Annotated in this window: 20 protein-coding genes and 1 pseudogene; 12 read left to right on the forward strand and 9 right to left on the reverse strand. The window is 73.1% G+C overall.

Features of this window, described 5'->3' with window-relative positions; genetic code table 11:
- Positions 1 to 4 precede the first annotated feature (4 nt).
- Positions 5 to 778 (forward strand): TetR/AcrR family transcriptional regulator C-terminal domain-containing protein, encoded by a 774-nt coding sequence (locus tag ABJI51_RS31040; RefSeq protein WP_348954592.1) that lies wholly within the window; start codon positions 5 to 7, stop codon positions 776 to 778.
- A gap of 111 nt (positions 779 to 889) precedes the next feature.
- Here ABJI51_RS31040 and ABJI51_RS31045 read toward each other — a convergent pair whose 3' ends face one another.
- Complete coding sequence (locus tag ABJI51_RS31045) at positions 890 to 2,062, reverse strand: cytochrome P450 family protein (protein ID WP_348954593.1); 1,173 nt, start codon at positions 2,060 to 2,062, stop codon at positions 890 to 892.
- An 86-nt stretch (positions 2,063 to 2,148) separates the two neighbouring features.
- On the opposite strand from ABJI51_RS31045, the gene ABJI51_RS31050 reads away from it, so the two are divergent.
- Genes ABJI51_RS31050 through ABJI51_RS31060 form a run of 3 tightly spaced genes read left to right on the forward strand, consistent with a single transcriptional unit; the run spans position 2,149 to position 4,796 of the window.
- On the forward strand, positions 2,149 to 3,219 hold the full coding sequence (locus ABJI51_RS31050; protein ID WP_348954594.1) for a TetR/AcrR family transcriptional regulator: 1,071 nt from the start codon (positions 2,149 to 2,151) through the stop codon (positions 3,217 to 3,219).
- Positions 3,220 to 3,238: 19 nt separating this feature from the next.
- Positions 3,239 to 4,459 carry an RNA polymerase sigma factor gene (locus ABJI51_RS31055; RefSeq protein WP_348954595.1) on the forward strand — a complete coding sequence of 407 codons (1,221 nt, stop codon included), beginning with the start codon at positions 3,239 to 3,241 and terminating at the stop codon, positions 4,457 to 4,459.
- Between the two features lies 1 nt (position 4,460).
- The gene (locus ABJI51_RS31060; protein WP_348954596.1) at positions 4,461 to 4,796 is read left to right on the forward strand and encodes a YciI family protein; all 336 of its coding nucleotides are present in this window, start codon (positions 4,461 to 4,463) and stop codon (positions 4,794 to 4,796) included.
- A 14-nt stretch (positions 4,797 to 4,810) separates the two neighbouring features.
- Here ABJI51_RS31060 and ABJI51_RS31065 read toward each other — a convergent pair whose 3' ends face one another.
- The gene (locus ABJI51_RS31065) at positions 4,811 to 5,254 is read right to left on the reverse strand and encodes an anthrone oxygenase family protein (protein ID WP_348954669.1); all 444 of its coding nucleotides are present in this window, start codon (positions 5,252 to 5,254) and stop codon (positions 4,811 to 4,813) included.
- A gap of 103 nt (positions 5,255 to 5,357) precedes the next feature.
- Between ABJI51_RS31065 and ABJI51_RS31070 the strand changes: the two genes are divergently transcribed.
- The 4 genes and pseudogenes from ABJI51_RS31070 to ABJI51_RS31085 form a co-directional block, all read left to right on the forward strand.
- Complete coding sequence (locus tag ABJI51_RS31070) at positions 5,358 to 6,293, forward strand: AraC family transcriptional regulator (RefSeq protein WP_348954597.1); 936 nt, start codon at positions 5,358 to 5,360, stop codon at positions 6,291 to 6,293.
- 24 nt (positions 6,294 to 6,317) lie between these two features.
- Positions 6,318 to 6,857: a TetR/AcrR family transcriptional regulator gene (locus tag ABJI51_RS31075; RefSeq protein WP_348954670.1), complete on the forward strand. Its 540-nt coding sequence runs from the start codon at positions 6,318 to 6,320 to the stop codon at positions 6,855 to 6,857.
- Positions 6,854 to 7,492: a VC0807 family protein gene (locus ABJI51_RS31080; protein ID WP_348954598.1), complete on the forward strand. Its 639-nt coding sequence runs from the start codon at positions 6,854 to 6,856 to the stop codon at positions 7,490 to 7,492. The genes ABJI51_RS31075 and ABJI51_RS31080 overlap by 4 nt, the downstream gene beginning before the upstream one ends.
- Before the next feature lie 165 nt (positions 7,493 to 7,657).
- Positions 7,658 to 7,939: pseudogene (locus tag ABJI51_RS31085) on the forward strand (SDR family NAD(P)-dependent oxidoreductase); the annotation flags it as partial.
- A gap of 263 nt (positions 7,940 to 8,202) precedes the next feature.
- Here ABJI51_RS31085 and ABJI51_RS31090 read toward each other — a convergent pair.
- From ABJI51_RS31090 to ABJI51_RS31100, 3 genes are read right to left on the reverse strand one after another with little or no spacing between them, the layout of a single operon-like run.
- The gene (locus ABJI51_RS31090; protein WP_348954599.1) at positions 8,203 to 8,634 is read right to left on the reverse strand and encodes an SRPBCC domain-containing protein; all 432 of its coding nucleotides are present in this window, start codon (positions 8,632 to 8,634) and stop codon (positions 8,203 to 8,205) included.
- Positions 8,631 to 8,978, reverse strand: a complete 348-nt coding sequence (locus ABJI51_RS31095) for an ArsR/SmtB family transcription factor (RefSeq protein WP_348954600.1) — start codon at positions 8,976 to 8,978, stop codon at positions 8,631 to 8,633. The genes ABJI51_RS31090 and ABJI51_RS31095 overlap by 4 nt, the downstream gene beginning before the upstream one ends.
- A 40-nt stretch (positions 8,979 to 9,018) precedes the next feature.
- Positions 9,019 to 10,065 (reverse strand): hypothetical protein, encoded by a 1,047-nt coding sequence (locus tag ABJI51_RS31100; protein WP_348954601.1) that lies wholly within the window; start codon positions 10,063 to 10,065, stop codon positions 9,019 to 9,021.
- Between the two features lie 425 nt (positions 10,066 to 10,490).
- Between ABJI51_RS31100 and ABJI51_RS31105 the strand changes: the two genes are divergently transcribed.
- Positions 10,491 to 10,961 carry a hypothetical protein gene (locus tag ABJI51_RS31105; RefSeq protein WP_348954602.1) on the forward strand — a complete coding sequence of 157 codons (471 nt, stop codon included), beginning with the start codon at positions 10,491 to 10,493 and terminating at the stop codon, positions 10,959 to 10,961.
- Between the two features lie 28 nt (positions 10,962 to 10,989).
- Here the strand turns inward: ABJI51_RS31105 and ABJI51_RS31110 are convergent, their stop codons facing one another.
- Positions 10,990 to 12,201, reverse strand: coding sequence for an RNA polymerase sigma factor (locus ABJI51_RS31110; RefSeq protein ID WP_348954603.1), 1,212 nt, complete (start codon positions 12,199 to 12,201; stop codon positions 10,990 to 10,992).
- Positions 12,198 to 12,542 (reverse strand): YciI family protein, encoded by a 345-nt coding sequence (locus ABJI51_RS31115; protein ID WP_348954604.1) that lies wholly within the window; start codon positions 12,540 to 12,542, stop codon positions 12,198 to 12,200. The genes ABJI51_RS31110 and ABJI51_RS31115 overlap by 4 nt, the downstream gene beginning before the upstream one ends.
- Positions 12,543 to 12,642: 100 nt before the next feature.
- Between ABJI51_RS31115 and ABJI51_RS31120 the strand changes: the two genes are divergently transcribed.
- Together ABJI51_RS31120 and ABJI51_RS31125 are read left to right on the forward strand one after the other, a co-directional pair.
- Positions 12,643 to 13,434, forward strand: coding sequence for an alpha/beta fold hydrolase (locus ABJI51_RS31120; protein WP_348954605.1), 792 nt, complete (start codon positions 12,643 to 12,645; stop codon positions 13,432 to 13,434).
- 11 nt (positions 13,435 to 13,445) lie between these two features.
- The gene (locus tag ABJI51_RS31125; RefSeq protein ID WP_348954606.1) at positions 13,446 to 14,480 is read left to right on the forward strand and encodes a site-specific integrase; all 1,035 of its coding nucleotides are present in this window, start codon (positions 13,446 to 13,448) and stop codon (positions 14,478 to 14,480) included.
- Positions 14,481 to 14,627: 147 nt separating this feature from the next.
- Here the strand turns inward: ABJI51_RS31125 and ABJI51_RS31130 are convergent, their stop codons facing one another.
- On the reverse strand, positions 14,628 to 14,792 hold the full coding sequence (locus ABJI51_RS31130) for a hypothetical protein (RefSeq protein ID WP_348954607.1): 165 nt from the start codon (positions 14,790 to 14,792) through the stop codon (positions 14,628 to 14,630).
- 25 nt (positions 14,793 to 14,817) lie between these two features.
- Between ABJI51_RS31130 and ABJI51_RS31135 the strand changes: the two genes are divergently transcribed.
- The gene (locus ABJI51_RS31135; protein WP_348954608.1) at positions 14,818 to 15,327 is read left to right on the forward strand and encodes a CGNR zinc finger domain-containing protein; all 510 of its coding nucleotides are present in this window, start codon (positions 14,818 to 14,820) and stop codon (positions 15,325 to 15,327) included.
- Positions 15,328 to 15,408: 81 nt separating this feature from the next.
- On the opposite strand, the gene ABJI51_RS31140 is transcribed toward ABJI51_RS31135, so the two are convergent.
- Positions 15,409 to 15,606 (reverse strand): MbtH family protein, encoded by a 198-nt coding sequence (locus ABJI51_RS31140; protein ID WP_348954609.1) that lies wholly within the window; start codon positions 15,604 to 15,606, stop codon positions 15,409 to 15,411.
- Between the last annotated feature and the right edge of the window lie 13 nt (positions 15,607 to 15,619).

Genomic DNA, 15,619 nt, shown 5'->3' on the forward strand with positions numbered 1-15,619 from the left:
CAGAATGACCGGCGTGACCAACGGCGACGGCGACCCGCGACGGGCGATCGAGCTGCTCTGGGGCGTCTCGGCACCCCCGCGCCGCGGCCCGAAACCGAAACTGACCACGGCCGACGTCGTCCGCGCCGCGGTCGCACTGGCCGACGCGGCCGACGACATCGAGGCGGTCACCATCCGCCGCGTCGCCGAGCAGCTCGGCGTCTCCCCCATGTCCCTCTACACCTACGTGCCGGGCCGCGCCGAGCTGCTGGACCTGATGATCGACCACGCACACGGCGAGCTGACCGCACCCGGGCAGGACCTCGGCTGGCGCGCGGCGCTGACGGCGATCGCCGAAGACCAGTGGGCGCTGTTCCACCGCCACCCCTGGCTGCTGCAGGTCACCACCAGCCGCTCGGCCCTGGGTCCGCACAGCTTCGCCAAGTACGAGCGCGAGCTGCGCGCGGTGGAGGGCATCGGCCTCGGCGACGTCGAGATGGACGCCGTGGTCGCCCTCGTCACCGGCCTGGTCCGGAGCACCGCCCGCAGCTCGCTCGACCACGCCCGCCTGGTCCGCACCAGCGGCATGACCGACGCCCAGTGGTGGCAGCGCGCGGCCCCGGTACTGGCGGAGATCCCCGCCGCCGACGCGGCGCACTACCCGCTGTCCTCCCGCGTCGGCACGGCCGCGGGCGAGGCCCACAACGCCGCCGAGGACCCGGCGTTCGTCTTCCGGTTCGGCCTCGCCCGCGTCCTCGACGGCATCGAGGTCCTGATCGCCTCCCGCACCGCGGGCTGAAAGGGACGTTCCTCGCACCCTGCGGGAGGAACGTCCCTTTCGCTGCACCAGACGAGACGAAAGTCCCTTTCAGCCCAGCCGCGGCAGACCGCCAGCTCCGGGGGCTGCGGGTCAGAGCGTCAGCGGGAGCGCCGCCGGGCGCCAGGTTCCGCCGTCCGGGGCGCGCGGGACGTCCTCGGTCGCCAAAGCCAGGTCCGGGAACCGGGCGAACAACGCCGAGAGCGCCACCTCCGTCTGCACCCGCGCGATCGACGCGCCCAGGCAGAAGTGCGGCCCGTGCGAGAACCCCAGCTGCGGCGGCCCCGGGCGGGTGATGTCGAAACGGTCCGGGTCGGTGAACGCCCGCGGGTCGCGGTCGGCGGCCACCATCGCCACCGTCACCCGCTCGCCGGCGCGGATCAGCTGCCCGCCGATCTCGACGTCCTCGGCCGCGAACCGGGGCGTGGTCAGCAGCTGCGGGCTGCAGAAGCGCATCAGCTCCTCCACCGCGCCCGGCCACCGGGACGGCTCCGCCCGCAGCAGGGCCAGCTGGTCCGGATGCCGCAGCAGCGTCTCCACGGCGTTGGCGATCAGGTTCACCGGTGTCTGCCCGGCCAGCACCAGATGCCAGACCAGGGTGACCAGCTCGGTGTCGGTGAGCCGGTCGTCGTCCTGAGCCTGGACGAGGTCACCGATGAGGTCGTCACCCGGCTCGGCCCGGCTGCGCGCCACCGCCTCCCGCGCGCCCTCGATGATCGCCGGGATCGCCGCGACGAAGTCCGGGCCCGCCCCGCCGGCCACCGCGGCGCCGTACTCGCGCCACCGCGGGCGGTCGGCGGCCGGGATGCCCACCAGCTCGCAGATGACGTCGATCGGCAGCGGCCGCGCGAAGTGCGGCACCAGGTCGACCACGCCGTCCTCGGCGTGCCCCGGCAGCTCGTCGAGCAGCCGCCCGGCGATCGCGGCCAGCCTCGGCCGCAGTTGCGCGGCCCGCTTCGGCGTGAACGCCGGCGCCGCCAGCCGCCGCAGCCGCAGGTGCTCGGGCCCGTCCTGCTCCGACATCGTCCGCAGGTATTCCAGGCAGTGCTCGGGGATGCCCGGCGGCCGCAGGAAGCTCTCGGACCGGACCTCGAACCGCGGGTCGGTCAGCAGCGCGCGGGCTTCGGCGTAGCGGGTCACGGCCCAGAACGGGGCGAAGCCGGGGATCGCCAGGGAAGCCACGGCTCCTTCCTCCCGGGCCCGGTCGTAGGCGGTGAACGGGTCGGTGAGCACCTTCGGGTCGGTCAGGTCGATCTCGGGGGTCATCCATCACTCCAGATGTTGAAATCAGATGTTCTAATCATCTCAGTGGTGACGGTATCTTCAGCGGCGACCCCACGGCAAGGAGGACGATGGTCCGGCTCAGCAGGGCGCAGACCCAGGAACGCAACCGCGCGAAGGTCCTCGCCGCCGCCCGCGACGAGTTCGCCTCCCGCGGCTTCCGCGAGGCGAAGATCGACGTCATCGCCGAACGCGCCGAACTCACCCGCGGCGCGGTCTACTCCAACTTCCCCGGCAAGCGCGCCCTGTACTTCGCCGTCCTGGCCGACCTCGCCGAACACGCACCCCGGCCCGCCACCCCACCGCCGGACCCCACCGCCGCCGACGTCCTCGCCGCGTTCGCCCGCGCCTGGATCGCCCGGCTCCCGCTGGCCACCGACAGCGACAGCGGCGAGGCCCGGCTCGTCCGCGACCTGCTGCCGGAAATCCTCGCCGACGAGCACACCCGCCGCCCGTTCGCCCAGCTCATGCGCGTCGAGGCGATCCTGCTCGGGCTCGCCCTCGAACGCCTGCGCCCCGGACGGCGGCTCGTGCGCGTCGCCGAAGCCGCGCTCACCACGCTGCACGGCGCGAGCCAGCTCGCCGCCGCCGCACCCGGCTTCGGCGAGCCCTTCCACCTCGTCACCGCCTGCGCGGCCCTGCTGGACCTCGGCCTGGCCGACGACTGGCCCGCCACCCCGCCGATCACCACCCAGGCCCGGCCCGCCGACCAGCCTTGGCAGCCACCGGCCGCGACCGACCTGCTCACCGGGCAGACCGTGCGGCCCGGCGACGGCGTCGTCACCGTCCTGGGCCTGCACCGTGCCGCCGCGTTCGAGGAAGCCGTCCGCACCGGCGCCGACGTCACCGCCGTGCTCGTCACCAGCGACCCCGGCGAGCTGCTGCCACTGGCCCGGCTCGCCATCGCCGACCTGCGCAGCTGCCTCGACCAGGCCATCGCCCCGCCCCCGCGGTCCCGGCTGCGGATCGTCTGCGACGCCGGCGGCGACTTCGCCGCGGCCGCCGGCGTCACCGCGGTCAGCGACGCCACCGAAACCGCCGTCCGCGTCGAAAACGGGCGGATCGTCGCCCGGGCCGAAGGCTTCGGCGCCTGCCACGCCGCGACTGTCGATTCCGGGCCCAGCCGTTCGTCGGGTGGGTGAACCGGCGGGAAGGAGCGGAGTGGACGTCGAGACCGCGGTCGCCGAGGCGTTCCGCGAGGAGTGGGGCCAGGTCGTGGCCACGCTCATCCGGATCACCGGCGACTGGGACCTGGCCGAGGAGTGCGCCCAGGAGGCGTTCGCCCTCGCCCTGCGCACCTGGCCGCGCGACGGCATCCCGCGACGGCCCGGCGCGTGGCTGACCACCGCCGCCCGCAACCGCGCCACCGACCGGCTCCGCCGCGACGCCCTCGGCGCCGCCAAGCTCCAGGAGGCCGGCCTCATGCCCATTCCCGACGACCCCGACCCCGACGACAGCGGCGTCACCGACGACCGCCTGCGCCTGATCTTCACCTGCTGCCACCCGGCACTGGCCACCGAAGCCCAGGTCGCGCTCGCCCTGCGCACCCTCGCCGGGCTGTCCACCGCCGAGATCGCCCGCGCCTTCCTCGTCCCGGAAGCCACCATGTCGCAACGGCTGGTCCGGGTGAAACGCAAGATCCGCCACGCCCGCATCCCCTACCGCGTCCCGCCCGCGCACCTGCTGCCCGAACGCACCCACGCCGTGCTCGGCGTGCTGTACCTGACGTTCAACGAGGGCTACTCCGCCACCGCCGGACCCGACCTGCTGCGCCCCGACCTCGCCGCCGAAGCCGTCCGGCTCACCCGCGTCCTGGCCGGGCTGATGCCCGACGAACCCGAAGTCCTCGGCCTGCTTGCCCTGCTGCTGCTCCAGCACGCCCGCCGCGCCACCCGCGTCGACGCCTCCGGCGTGCTCGTCCCGCTCGAAGAACAGGACCGCAGCCGCTGGGACGCGGGACAAATCGCCGAAGGGACCCGGATCCTGGAAACCGCGCTGCGCCGCCGCCGTCCCGGGCCGTACCAGATCCAGGCCGCCATCGCCGCCTGCCACGCCACCGCCGCCCGCGCCGCCGACACCGACTGGCCCCAGATCGCCGGCCTGTACGGGCAGCTGCGCAAGCACGTCCCCAGCGCGGTCGTCGAACTCAACCACGCCATCGCGGTCGGCATGGCCGAAGGCCCGGCCGCGGGGCTCGCCCTCCTCGACGACCTGCCGCTGGAGCGTTACCACCTGCTGCCCGCCACCCGCGCCGACTTCCTCCGACGGCTCGGCCGCCACACCGAAGCCGCCGCCTGCTACGCCCGGGCCTGCGAGCTGGCAGGCACCGAAGCCGAACGCGCCTACCTCACCCGGCGCATCCGCGAACTGGAAGGACGCTGACATGCAGTACCTGCTGATGATCTGCGGCGACGAAACGGCCGCCGAGCACCGCAACGACGGCTGCGGCGGCTGGTCGGAAGACCTGGAACGCCGCGGCAAGATCCGTGGCGGCGCCGGCCTGCACCCGCCGACCGAAGCCACGACGATCCGCGTCCGCGACGGCGAAGTCCTGCTCACCGACGGCCCCTTCACCGAAGCCAAGGAACAGATCGGCGGCTTCGTCATCCTCGACTGCGACAACCTCGACGAAGCCCTCGAGATCGCCGCCCGCCACCCCGCGGCGACCTACGGCAGCATCGAAGTCCGCCCCATCCTCGGCCCGCAGGACTTCACCTAGCCACGGCTTGACTGCTAACGGCTGGTGAGCACGGCCGCCACCAGGCAGCCGAAGCCCGCCGTGCTCACCAGCGCGCGCACGATGTTCCAGCGCACCCATACCGTCTCGAACGCCGCGCGCAGCGCCGCATAGTCGTCGCCGCCGTTCTCCAGCGCGTTGTTCAGCGGGATGTGCACCACCGCCGTGATCACCACCATCGCCGCCAGGAACCCGAACCCCGCGATCACCCACGGCCGCGGGCTCGCGAACACCGCCACCCCCGCCAGCAGCGGCGCACCCAGGAACGTCAGCAGGAACACCGGGTTCACGATCGCGACGTTGATCCCGCGCATCCCCTCCACGAACGTCCGGTCGTCCCCGCGCGCCAGCCCCGGCATGACCGAGCAGGCGTAGGCGTAGAACAACCCCGCGACCAGTCCGGCCGCGACCAGCGCGGCCACCAGTACCACCGTCGACATCGGCGTCCCCCTTTGCGTCATGCCCCCGAGTCAACCCGCCCGCGGTGAGACTCTCCATGGTTCAGAGGCTCGATGGCATGTTCCAGCGTCTACGCTCGGCGGCATGGACCCTCTCGCCGCCCTGCTCGACGGCCCGCGTGCCCACGGCGCGTTCCTCCTGCGCTCGGTCCTGACCCCGCCGTGGTCACTGCGCATCGAAGACCACGCGCCGCTGACCGTCGTGTCGGTGGTGCGCGGCGAGGCGTGGATCGTGCCCGACGGCGGTGAAGCCGTCCAGCTGGCCGAAGGCGACGTCGCGATCGCCCGCGGTCCCGACCCGTACGTGGTCGCCGACGACCCGGCCACCCCGCCGCAGGCGCTGATCCTGCCCGGCCAGGAGTGCCGTACCCCCGACGGCGGGCACCTGACCGAGCTGACCCACGTCGGCGTCCGCACGTGGGGCCACGGCACCGACGGTCCGGTCGTGCTGCTCACCGGCACGTACGGCATGGCGGGCGAGCTGAGCGGGCGGCTGCTCGCGGCCCTGCCCGCCCTGATCGTCCTGCGCGCGGCCGACTGGCCGACCCCGCTGACCGGCCTGCTCGCCACGGAGATCGGCAAGGACGTCCCCGGCCAGGAAGCCGTCCTCGACCGGCTGCTGGACCTGCTGCTGATCGCGGCACTGCGCACCTGGTTCGACCGGCCGGGCACCCACGCCCCGGCCTGGTACCGCGCCCACGACGACCCGGTCGTCGGCCACGCGCTGCGGCTGCTGCAGGACCAGCCGGCCGAGCCATGGACGGTCGCCAAGCTCGCGGCCGGCGCGGGCGTCTCCCGCGCCGCGCTGGCCCGCCGTTTCACGGCCGCGGTCGGCGAGCCGCCGATGACCTACCTGGCCGGCTGGCGGCTCGCGCTCGCCGCGGACCTGCTGGTGCGGCAGCCGGACGCCACCATCGCCTCGCTCGCCCGCCAGGTCGGGTACGGCAGCGCGTTCGCCCTGAGTGCGGCGTTCAAGCGGGAGTTCGGCGTGAGCCCGCAGCAGTACCGGACAAGAACGTAACGACTGTGGTAGCTGCGAGCCGCGATCGACACGATCGCCGAGGTCGGCTACGCGAAAGCGTCGTTCGCGCGGATCACCGAGAAGGCCGGGCTCAGCGGCCCGCGGATGATCTCCTACCACTTCGCCGACAAGGACGACCTGATCCACGAGATCGTGCGGCACGTCTTCACCGCGGGCGCGGCGTTCATCCACGAGCGGGTCGAGGCCGAAGACACCGCGGCCGGAAAGCTGCGGGCCTACCTGGAGGCCAACCTCCAGTTCCTGCGCGAGCACCCCGCCGACGTGGCGGCCCTGACCGAGATCGGCCCGCACCTGCGCACTCTCACCGGGCAGCCCTACACCTCCTCCGGCGCACAGGAAGTCAGCGTCCAGAGCCTGGAAAAGCTGCTCGACGCGGGCCGGGCGAGCGGCGAGTTCCGCGACTTCGACGTCCGGCCGATGGCCGTGCTGATCCGCAGCGCCGTCGACGGGGCCGCCCGCAGGCTGCGCGAGGAACCCGACTTCGACTTCGCCGCCTACGTCCGCGAAACCGTCACGACCTTCACGCGGGCGGTGGCCCCGTGAAGCGGCTGAACGGAGTGCTCGTCGACGTCCTGGCGCCCCTGGCGCTGTTCTACGGGCTGCGCGCCGCGGGCGTGGACCAGCTGATCGCCCTGCTCGCCGGCGCGGTCATTCCGGTGGCGGGCGGCCTGCGCGACCTCGCCGCCCGGCGGCGGATCGGCGGCGTGCGCTGGTTCGTGCTCGCCGTCATGGCGGCGGGGGTCGCCAGCTCCCTGCTCAGCGGCAGCCCGCGGGCACTGCTGCTGCGCGGCGCGGTGATGATGCTGGCCTTGGGCGTGTTCCTCCTGGTCAGCGTGGGTGCCGGCCGCCCGTTCCTGTACGCGGCGATGGACGCGGTCCTCGACGAGGACAAGCAGCGCACCTGGCGCCGCAACTGGGACGACCACCCGCCGTTCCGCCGCCTGCTGCGGCTGTGCAGTGCCCTGTGGGCGGCCGCGTGCCTGCTCGACGCGGCAGTGCGCGTGGTGCTCGTGCTGACCCTGCCGATCGACGCGGTGCCCGTGGCCGAGCTGGTGCTGCTGCTGGTGACGCTGGCCGGGCTGGTCGTCGTCCAGCGGGTGTTCGGCCGGGCGTTCCTGCACCGCCACGGGCTGCGGCTGCGCGGCGTCGAGATTGCGCCACTGGCGGCGGCCACGTGAGCGTCGCGCTGATCACCGGCGGGGCGAGCGGAATCGGCGCGGCGACCGCCCGCCGCTTCCGCCGCCGCGTCGTGATCGCCGACCGCGATCCCGTGGTCGGCGCGGCCGTCGCCGAGGAGATCGGCGGGCTGTTCGTGCCCGCGGACGTCGGGGAACCCGCCGGCAATGCCCGCCGCGGCGGCGAGGTTCGGCGGGCTGGATCTGGTGGTGCTCAACGCCGGGGTGCCCGGCCGCTGTGGTCTGGACGACTTCACCGTCGAGCGCTACCGCGCCAACCTCGACGGCGTCGTGTACGGCCTCGCCGCCTGCCTGCCCCGGCTACGGCAGCAAGGGCACGGCTCGATCCTGGTCATGGCCGGGCTGACCGGCTCGCCGGACCTGTTCTACGCCGCCGCCAAGCACGCACTCGTCGGCCTGGTCCGGTCGGCGCCGTCGACCGGCGGCGTCCGGATCAACGCCCTCTGCCCCGGGCTCGTCGACACGCCGGCACTCGCGCCGCACCGGCAGGCGCTGCGGGCCCACGGCCAGCACCTGGCCGGCCCGGACGAAGTCGCTGCCGCGGTCGAGACCGTGCCGGCCGACCCGGCAGCGGCCGGGTGTGGACCGTCCAACGTGGACAGCCTGCGGCGGTCGCCGCGTCCGCCGCGCCGTGCTCGCCGACCGCGATCTCGGTGCGGGCGCGGCCGTCGTCCCCGCCGCCGCGCGGGTGACTACGACTCCAGTTCCTTGCCCAGCTTGGTCAGCCAGTCGCTGGTGCCCTGCTCGCGCCACTCCGGCTTCTCGGCGCCGTCGAGGAAGGTGTCCTGCTCGGTCAGGACCAGGCGGGTGGCCTCGCCTTCCGCGAGCAGCTCCACCGTCGTGAGCGAGACCGTCGCCAGCACGTCGTCGCCGGTCAGCGTGGTGCTGTAGACGATGCGCTCGCCCGGCACGATGTCGTGGTAGGTCGAGGCCGCGGTCAGCTGCTTGCCGTCCGGGGTGTGGCCGCCGGTCCGTTCGCGCCCGCCGACGCGGAAGTCCAGCTCGTGCGTCTCGCCGCCGAACCAGCGCGCCTTCGCGGCCGGGTCGGCCCAGGCGGCGAACACCCGCTCCGGCGACGCCGGGTAGGTGCGTTCCAGGGTGAACGTGCTGTGCAGGACGGTCATGACGTGCTCCCTTCCGAGGTCCCCGGCCCGGCGAGGAAGTCGCCGAGCCGGTCGAGCCTGCTCTCCCAGGTGGTGCGCTGCCGTCCCAGCCAGTGCTCGCCCGCGCGCAGCGCCTCCGGTTCGATGCGGCAGGTGCGGACCCGGCCGGTCTTCTCCGACCGCACCAGCCCCGCGGCCTCCAGGACCTGCAGGTGCTGCACGACCGCGGCCAGGGACATCGTCAGCGGCTCGGCCAGCTCACTGACCGAGGCAGGTCCGCGCACGAGCCGCTCCACCAGTGCCCGCCGCGTCCGGTCGCTCAGGGCGCGGAACACCAGGTCCAGCGACTCCTCATGGTTAAGCATGTACTTAAGTTAACTCCGATCGTGCCGGACAGTCAAGTAACTACTTAAGCATCGCTCGCACGTCCTCCGGAAGTTCGGGAACGCCGCGGAGGACGTCGAGGACCCTGGCCAGCGCACGCTCGGCGTTGTCGGCCCGGCCCGTGCACGCGCGCAGCTCGGCGCCGAGGCTGGTGGTTGTCTCGTGCATCGACCGCACGGTCTGCTCGTGCGCGGCCTGCAGCTCGGCCAGCCGCCGGTCGAACGCGGCACGCACCTGCTCGGCCTCGGCCCGCGCGCGTTCGGCCGCCTCGGCCTGCGCCGCTTGGTGTGCGGCAGCTGCCTCGGCCAGTTCGCGGCGGGCCGCGTCGAGCCGTTCGCCGGCTGCGTCCGCACGGGCTTCGGCCCACGCTGCGGCCGCCTCCCCGCGGGCGCGTTCCTCGTCCAGGGCGGCGCGGGCAGCCGCGAGTTCGGCGGTCAGGCTCGCGATCGCCGAGGCCCGTTCCCCGGCCAACGCGACGGCGGCCTCGGCTCGCTCGCCGACCCGGGCCAGCTCGTCCCGGACGGCGGCCAGCTGCCCTTCGGCGCGCTGCTGTTCCTGCACCGCGGCCTTGCGGGCGACACGCTCGGCATCGCGCTCCCGCAGCGCCGCGGCCTTCTCCTTCTCGGCGGCCGCGGCGATGTCCGAGGCCTCGTCGGCGGTCTCACGGGCCCGCGCGGCTTCGGCCTCGGCGAGCCCACGCTGACGACGGTGTTCGGTCGCCTCGGCAAGCGCCGCATCCCGTTCGGCAAGCGCGGCGGCGGTGGTGGCTTCGAGCTGGTGACGCAGGGTCGTGAGCGTCTCGACCAGCCCGCGAGCCGGTTCGAGCACGCGGTCGACCTGACCGGCGAGCGCGGTGACGGCGGTGTCGTCGAGTTCGGTGTCGGCCTCCCGCAACGACTCGGCGTCCGACAGGACGGCCTCGGCGTCACGGCAGCTGAGGTTCCGCCGCCCCCAGGTCTTCCCGTCCTGGCAGAACCGCGCCCGGCTCCCCCGCCCCACCGCCGGCGGCAGCGGCGCTCCGCACCTCCGGTACTCGCAAACCCGGATCTGACCAGCGTCTTCCGTCATGGTCAGCACCCTATCAAAGCTTCTGATCAGAACTAGAAGCATCTGTTCAAAATTAGAAGATTAAGTCGGCGGGCTCTAGGTTGAGATAAGGTCACATATCCAAAGTCAGAGCGCCGGGAGGTCGCCGAGGGCCCTCAAAACTGGGAGGCCTCGTACGCGGGCTGGCGACTCAAGGCTCGGACCGCGACGGTGCCCAGACGCGTCGGCCTCGGACCACTGCTGCTCGGTCCGGAGACTGGTTCCAGGTGGTTCCGCGGCCGGGCGGTCGACGTTCGCTGAAATCACACAATCCGGCGAAATTCAGAGGGTGCCATTACCTAGGTTGGGCGAGAAACTGCCATGGGAATTCACTCTTCTGCGCTGGAAATCAGGGTCGCGAAGCCTCTGACCTGCGAGGATGTCGGAAAAGCGGGTACGGTTTCTCCATGACAAAAACTGCCCGGCTCATAAAGCGTACGGGAGCCCTCGTCGCGGCAGCCGCCGTGACCGCGTTCACCTTCCCCGTCGAGGCTCAAGCTGCTGCCGTCGCCTGCGGTGGCGGGATCTCAACGCAGAACATCGGCGCCCAGGGCTGCATTTCCGCCGAACGCTGGAAGGACGGGAAGATCTTCTGGCGCGACATCACCGCTCACGTCGTCATCACCAACTCCCGCGCCCACGCCTCATCGGTCGAGTACGAGGCGTACCTCCACGTGCAGGGCGACGGCGACGACTGGATGAAAATGGGCAGCGGCCGGACCACCGTGCAGCGGCGTTCCACCGTCGGCCCGATCGCCGTCGCCACCTCCACCCGCATCTGTGGCCCGGTCAAAATCACGATCCGCGTCCACGTGAGGCCCGCGGGGGGCGCCTGGTCGAACTGGTCCAGCGCGGCGACCTCGCAGTGCCAGACCTGACGCTGCCAGACCCGGGGCGCCGGTTCTCCTACGTCCTGTCCCCCGAGACCCGCTGACGGCACGCGGCGAGCTTGCCACGCAGAAGCTCCCGCTCCGCACCGTTGCGATTCAGCTCGATCGCCGTCCCGTAAGCCTCGGCCGCCTCCCCGGCCCGGCCGAGGCGGTCCAGCAGGTCCGCCCGGATCGCGTGGAACAACGGGAACCCGGTCAGCTCGAGACCCTCCACCAGCTCCAGCGCCGCGGCGGGGCCGTCGACCTCGGCGATCGCGACCGCGCGGTTCAGGGCCACCACCGGGGTCGGTGTTGCCGCCAGCAGCTGGTCGTAGAGGGCCTTCACCTGGTGCCAGTCGGTCGGTGCGTCACTGTGGACCGCCTGGATGGCCGCCTGGATCTGGTATGGGCCCGGCTGGTTGCGGCGCAGGCAGCGGCGGACGATCTCCTGTCCCTCCGCGATCAGCCGCGCGTCCCAGCGGGAACGGTCCTGGTCGGCCAGCAGCACCGGGACACCCTCGGCCGTCGTGCGGGCCGCCCGGCGGGCGTGGACCAGCAGCATCAGCGCCAGCAGGCCCCACACCTCCGGCTCGTCCGGCATCAGGCCGGCCAGGACATGGGCCAGGCGGATCGCCTCGCGGCACAGGTCGTCGCGGACCAGGTGCTCCCCCGCGCTGGCCGTGTAGCCCTCGTTGAAGATCAGGTACAGCACCGCCAGCACCCCCGACAGCCGGGCGGGCAGGTCGGCGTCGCGGGGGACGCGGTACGGGATGCGTGCGGCTCGGATCTTGTTCTTCGCGCGGACGATCCGCTGCGCCATCGTCGGCTCGGCGACCAGGAACGCCGCCGCGATCTCCGCTGTCGTCAGGCCGCCGAGCAGCCGCAGCGTCAGCGCGACCTGCGCCTGCCGTGACAGCGCCGGGTGACAGCAGGTGAAGATCAGCCGCAGCCGTTCGTCGGGCACGGCGCCCTCCTCGATCGGTTCGGCTTCCGCGTGCAGCAGCGCCGCCTGGGCATGTTTGTCCTCGCGGGCGGCCTCGCGGCGCAGGCGGTCGATGGCCCGGTTGCGGGCCGTGGTGATGATCCAGCCCGCCGGGCTCGGCGGGAGCCCGGCGGACGGCCACCGCCGGACCGCTTCGGCGAACGCGTCCTGCACGGCCTCCTCGGCGACGTCGATGTCGCCGAAGACCTTCACCAGGACCGACACCGCGCGGCCGTACTCGGCGGCGAAGACGTCCTCGACGGTCATGCCTGGAACGGCCGCACTTCGACCGGCAGCGGCGCGACCGCGTCGGCGAGGCGGCTGCCCCACGCCAGCGCCGCGTCGAGATCGGGGACGGCGATGATCGTGAAGCCGCCGAGGTGTTCCTTGCCCTCGGCGTAGGGGCCGTCGGTGACCAGCGTGTCGCCGTCGGCTGCCCGCAGCACCGTCGCGGTGGACGGCGGGTGCAGGCCGCCGGCGAACACCCAGGCTCCGGCCGTCTTGAGGTCGGCGTTCAGGGCGTCGAGCTTCTTCATGATGCCGTCCAGGACTTCCGGCGGCGGGGTGGGGCCGTCGGGCTGGTAGATGCTGAGCAGGTACTGCTGCATGTCGTCCTCCTCGGTGTCTCACCGCTGACACGAACGAAGCCCGGGCGGATCGACAGGGTCCCGCGGAATTTTCCGTGGACGGCCACGGAAGGATCAAGGCATGCAGATTTCCGCGTCCGACCACGAGACCACCGTGACCACGCGCGGCACGCGCGGGCCCGCCGTCGTGCTCGTCCACTCCCTCGGCCTGGACCGCCGCATGTGGGACCCGGTGCTCGACCGGCTCGCCCGGGGCCGCCGGGTGTTCGCCTACGACGTCCGCGGGCACGGGACCGCCGCCGGGGCGCCGCTGCCGTTCACGATGGCGGCCACCGGCGCCGACCTGCTGGCCGTGCTGGACGCGCTGGGCCTGGAGACCGCGCACGTCGCCGGGCTGTCGCTGGGCGGGGCGATCGCGCAGACCGCCGCCGTCGCCGCGCCCGGCCGGTTCGCCTCCCTGACCCTGATGGCGGCGCCGGACCGGCCGGTGCCCGAGGCGTTCGAGCAACGCGCCCGCCTCGCCGAGACCGGCGGCATGACCCCGCTGATCGCCCCGACCCTGGAACGCTGGTTCACCGCCGACGCGCTGGCCGCCGGCACCGACGGCGTGCGGTACGCCCGCGACTGCGTGGCGTCGTTCGATCCGGCGACGTGGGCGTCGATCTGGCGTGGCTACGGCGGCCTCGACGTCTACGAGCGGCTCCGCGATTTCCCGGCGCCTGCGCTGGCGCTCGCCGGCGAGGCGGACGCGTCGATCCCGGTCGAAGGCATGGCCGCCATCGCCGCCCGGATCGGCGGCGGCGCGAAGTTCGAGGTCGTCCCCGGCGCGCCGCACATCCAGACGCTGGAACGGCCCGGCGAAGTGGCCGACGCCCTGGACCGGTTCCTGCCCTCGGAGCGCGACATCCCGTAACCTTGCGTGCCGTGCCCGACCTGGAACCGGTGACCGACGCCGCGCTCAGCCCGCAGGACCGGCTGGCGTTGCTGGACGAAGCCGCGGCCCGGCACGTCGACGACCAGCGGCCGCCCAACACGCTCAAGGCCTACGCCCAGGACTGGCAGGTGTGGCAGGACTACACCGCCGAAGCGGGGATTCCGGTGCTGTCGGCGTCGATCGGCGCGCTGACCGGGTTCGTGGTGTGGCTCGAACGCGGCCGGACGCTGCGCCCGGCCGAGCGCACGGTGCCCGAAGTGCCGGAGCGGGCCGCCCCGGCGGCGCCGTCGACGATCGAGCGGCGCCTCACCGGGGCACTCGCCGGGCTGCGGCACCACAAGGTCGTCGTCGACCCGGAAGCCAGCCGGGCGGCGTGGCGCGCGCTCAAGGGCTACCGCCGGCGGCTCGCGCGCGAGGGAATCCAGCGCGGCCGCGGCAAGGCCACGATGGTGACGCTCACGGACCTGCGGGCGATGTCGCGGGCGTGTCCCGACACGCTCGCGGGCGCGCGCGACCGGGCCATGCTGCTCATCGGATTCCCGATCGCGGCCCGGTGTTCCGATCTGGCGAACCTGCTGGTCACCGATGTGCAGCCGGTCGACGACCGGGGGCTGGCGGTGACCGTGCGGCACGGCAAGAGCACCGGCGACATGGTCGTCCCGCGCCGCGAGAGCCCGGAGACCGACCCGGTGCGGGCGTGGCATGCGTGGCGTTCCGGCGCCGGGATCACCGAGGGGCCGGCGTTCCGCCGGGTCGACCGCCACGGCAACGTCGGCGAGGCGGCCCTGACCACGGCCGGGGTCAACCAGATCCTGACCCGCGCGGGTGTGCGCGCGGGCCTGCCGTACCCGGTGACCGGGCACTCGCTGCGTTCGGGCTTCGCCACGGAGGCCCGCCGCGCGGGCGCGGACGACCTGGCGATCGCCGACCAGGGCCGCTGGGTGCGCGGCAGCCGGGCGTTGTACGAGTACATCCGCCGGGTCGACCAGTGGAACGACAACGCGGCGGGCGTGCTCGATCTCTGAGTCACCGCGACGGCCGGGTGGCGCGTGGGTGAACTGAAAGGCGCTTTCCTGGCATCTGGTGCGGCGAAAGGGACTTTCGCCGCACCAGATGAGACGAAAGCGCCTTTCAGCGCGCGTCGACCGGCAGGGGTGGGTGCGGTCGGTGAGTCACCGCGACGGCCGGGTGGCGCCGACGACTTCGCCGTCGAGGCGGGTCAGCCAGCTTCCGCAGAGGCAGCGGACGTAGTCGAGGCGGTGGGAGACGGGCCGGGCCGCGGATGCCGGGAGTTCGGCGAGGGGCCAGCCGCAGCGGGGGCAGCGGGTTGGGTTCATGGCGCGATCCTGATGTAATGGCTTTGTGCACTTCAACCCTTACGGCGGTGCCGCCGCGCTCGTCGCCGCCGATCTGGTCAACGCCGGGTCCGCGAGCGAGCTGCTCGACGGCATGGTCCGCAACGGCATGGCCATCCCGGCGCTGACCGACGGCGAAGCCGCACTGATCGGCGCCTGGGCCGCCCGGCTGCGTCCGGTGTTCGCCGCCGGGCCCGAGGCGCGGCCGGAGCTGGTCAACGAGCTGCTCGCCGAGGCCGCCTGCCGTCCGCACATCACCACCCACGACGGCAAGCCGCCGCACCTGCACTACGCCGCCGAGGATGCCGGGCCGGTCGGACGCGTGCGTGCCTACACCGCCGGCGGGCTCGCCCATCTCGTCTGCGAGGCCCCGGACCGTCTCGGGATCTGCAGCCGCAAAGGCTGCGAAACGGCGTACGTCGACACCTCGCGCAACGGGCGGCGCCGGTTCTGCTCGACGCGGTGTGCCACGCGCGTGCATGTCGCCGAGCACCGGGCACGGCAGGTCAGCGCCTGACGTCGTGGTCTGCCGCGGCTTGTCGTGAGTGGTAATTCGGGTTAGAACGCGAATTACCACTCACGACCGCGGACCGGCGGGTCAGCCGGCCGCCATGCGTTCGCGGAGGCTGCGGGGGCGCATGTCCGTCCATACCTCGTCGACGTGGTCCATGCATTCCTGGCGGGTGCCGCGCTTGCCGTCCGGGCGCCAGCCCGCCGGGACCTCCTTGTCCGCCGGCCACAGGGAGTACTGCTCCTCGTCGTTGACCAGGACCTGGAACTGGGTGTTGTCGTCCATCGGGTTCCTTTCT

The sequence above is a fragment of the Amycolatopsis melonis genome (assembly GCF_040064235.1).
In the GTDB taxonomy this organism is placed as follows: domain Bacteria; phylum Actinomycetota; class Actinomycetes; order Mycobacteriales; family Pseudonocardiaceae; genus Amycolatopsis; species Amycolatopsis melonis.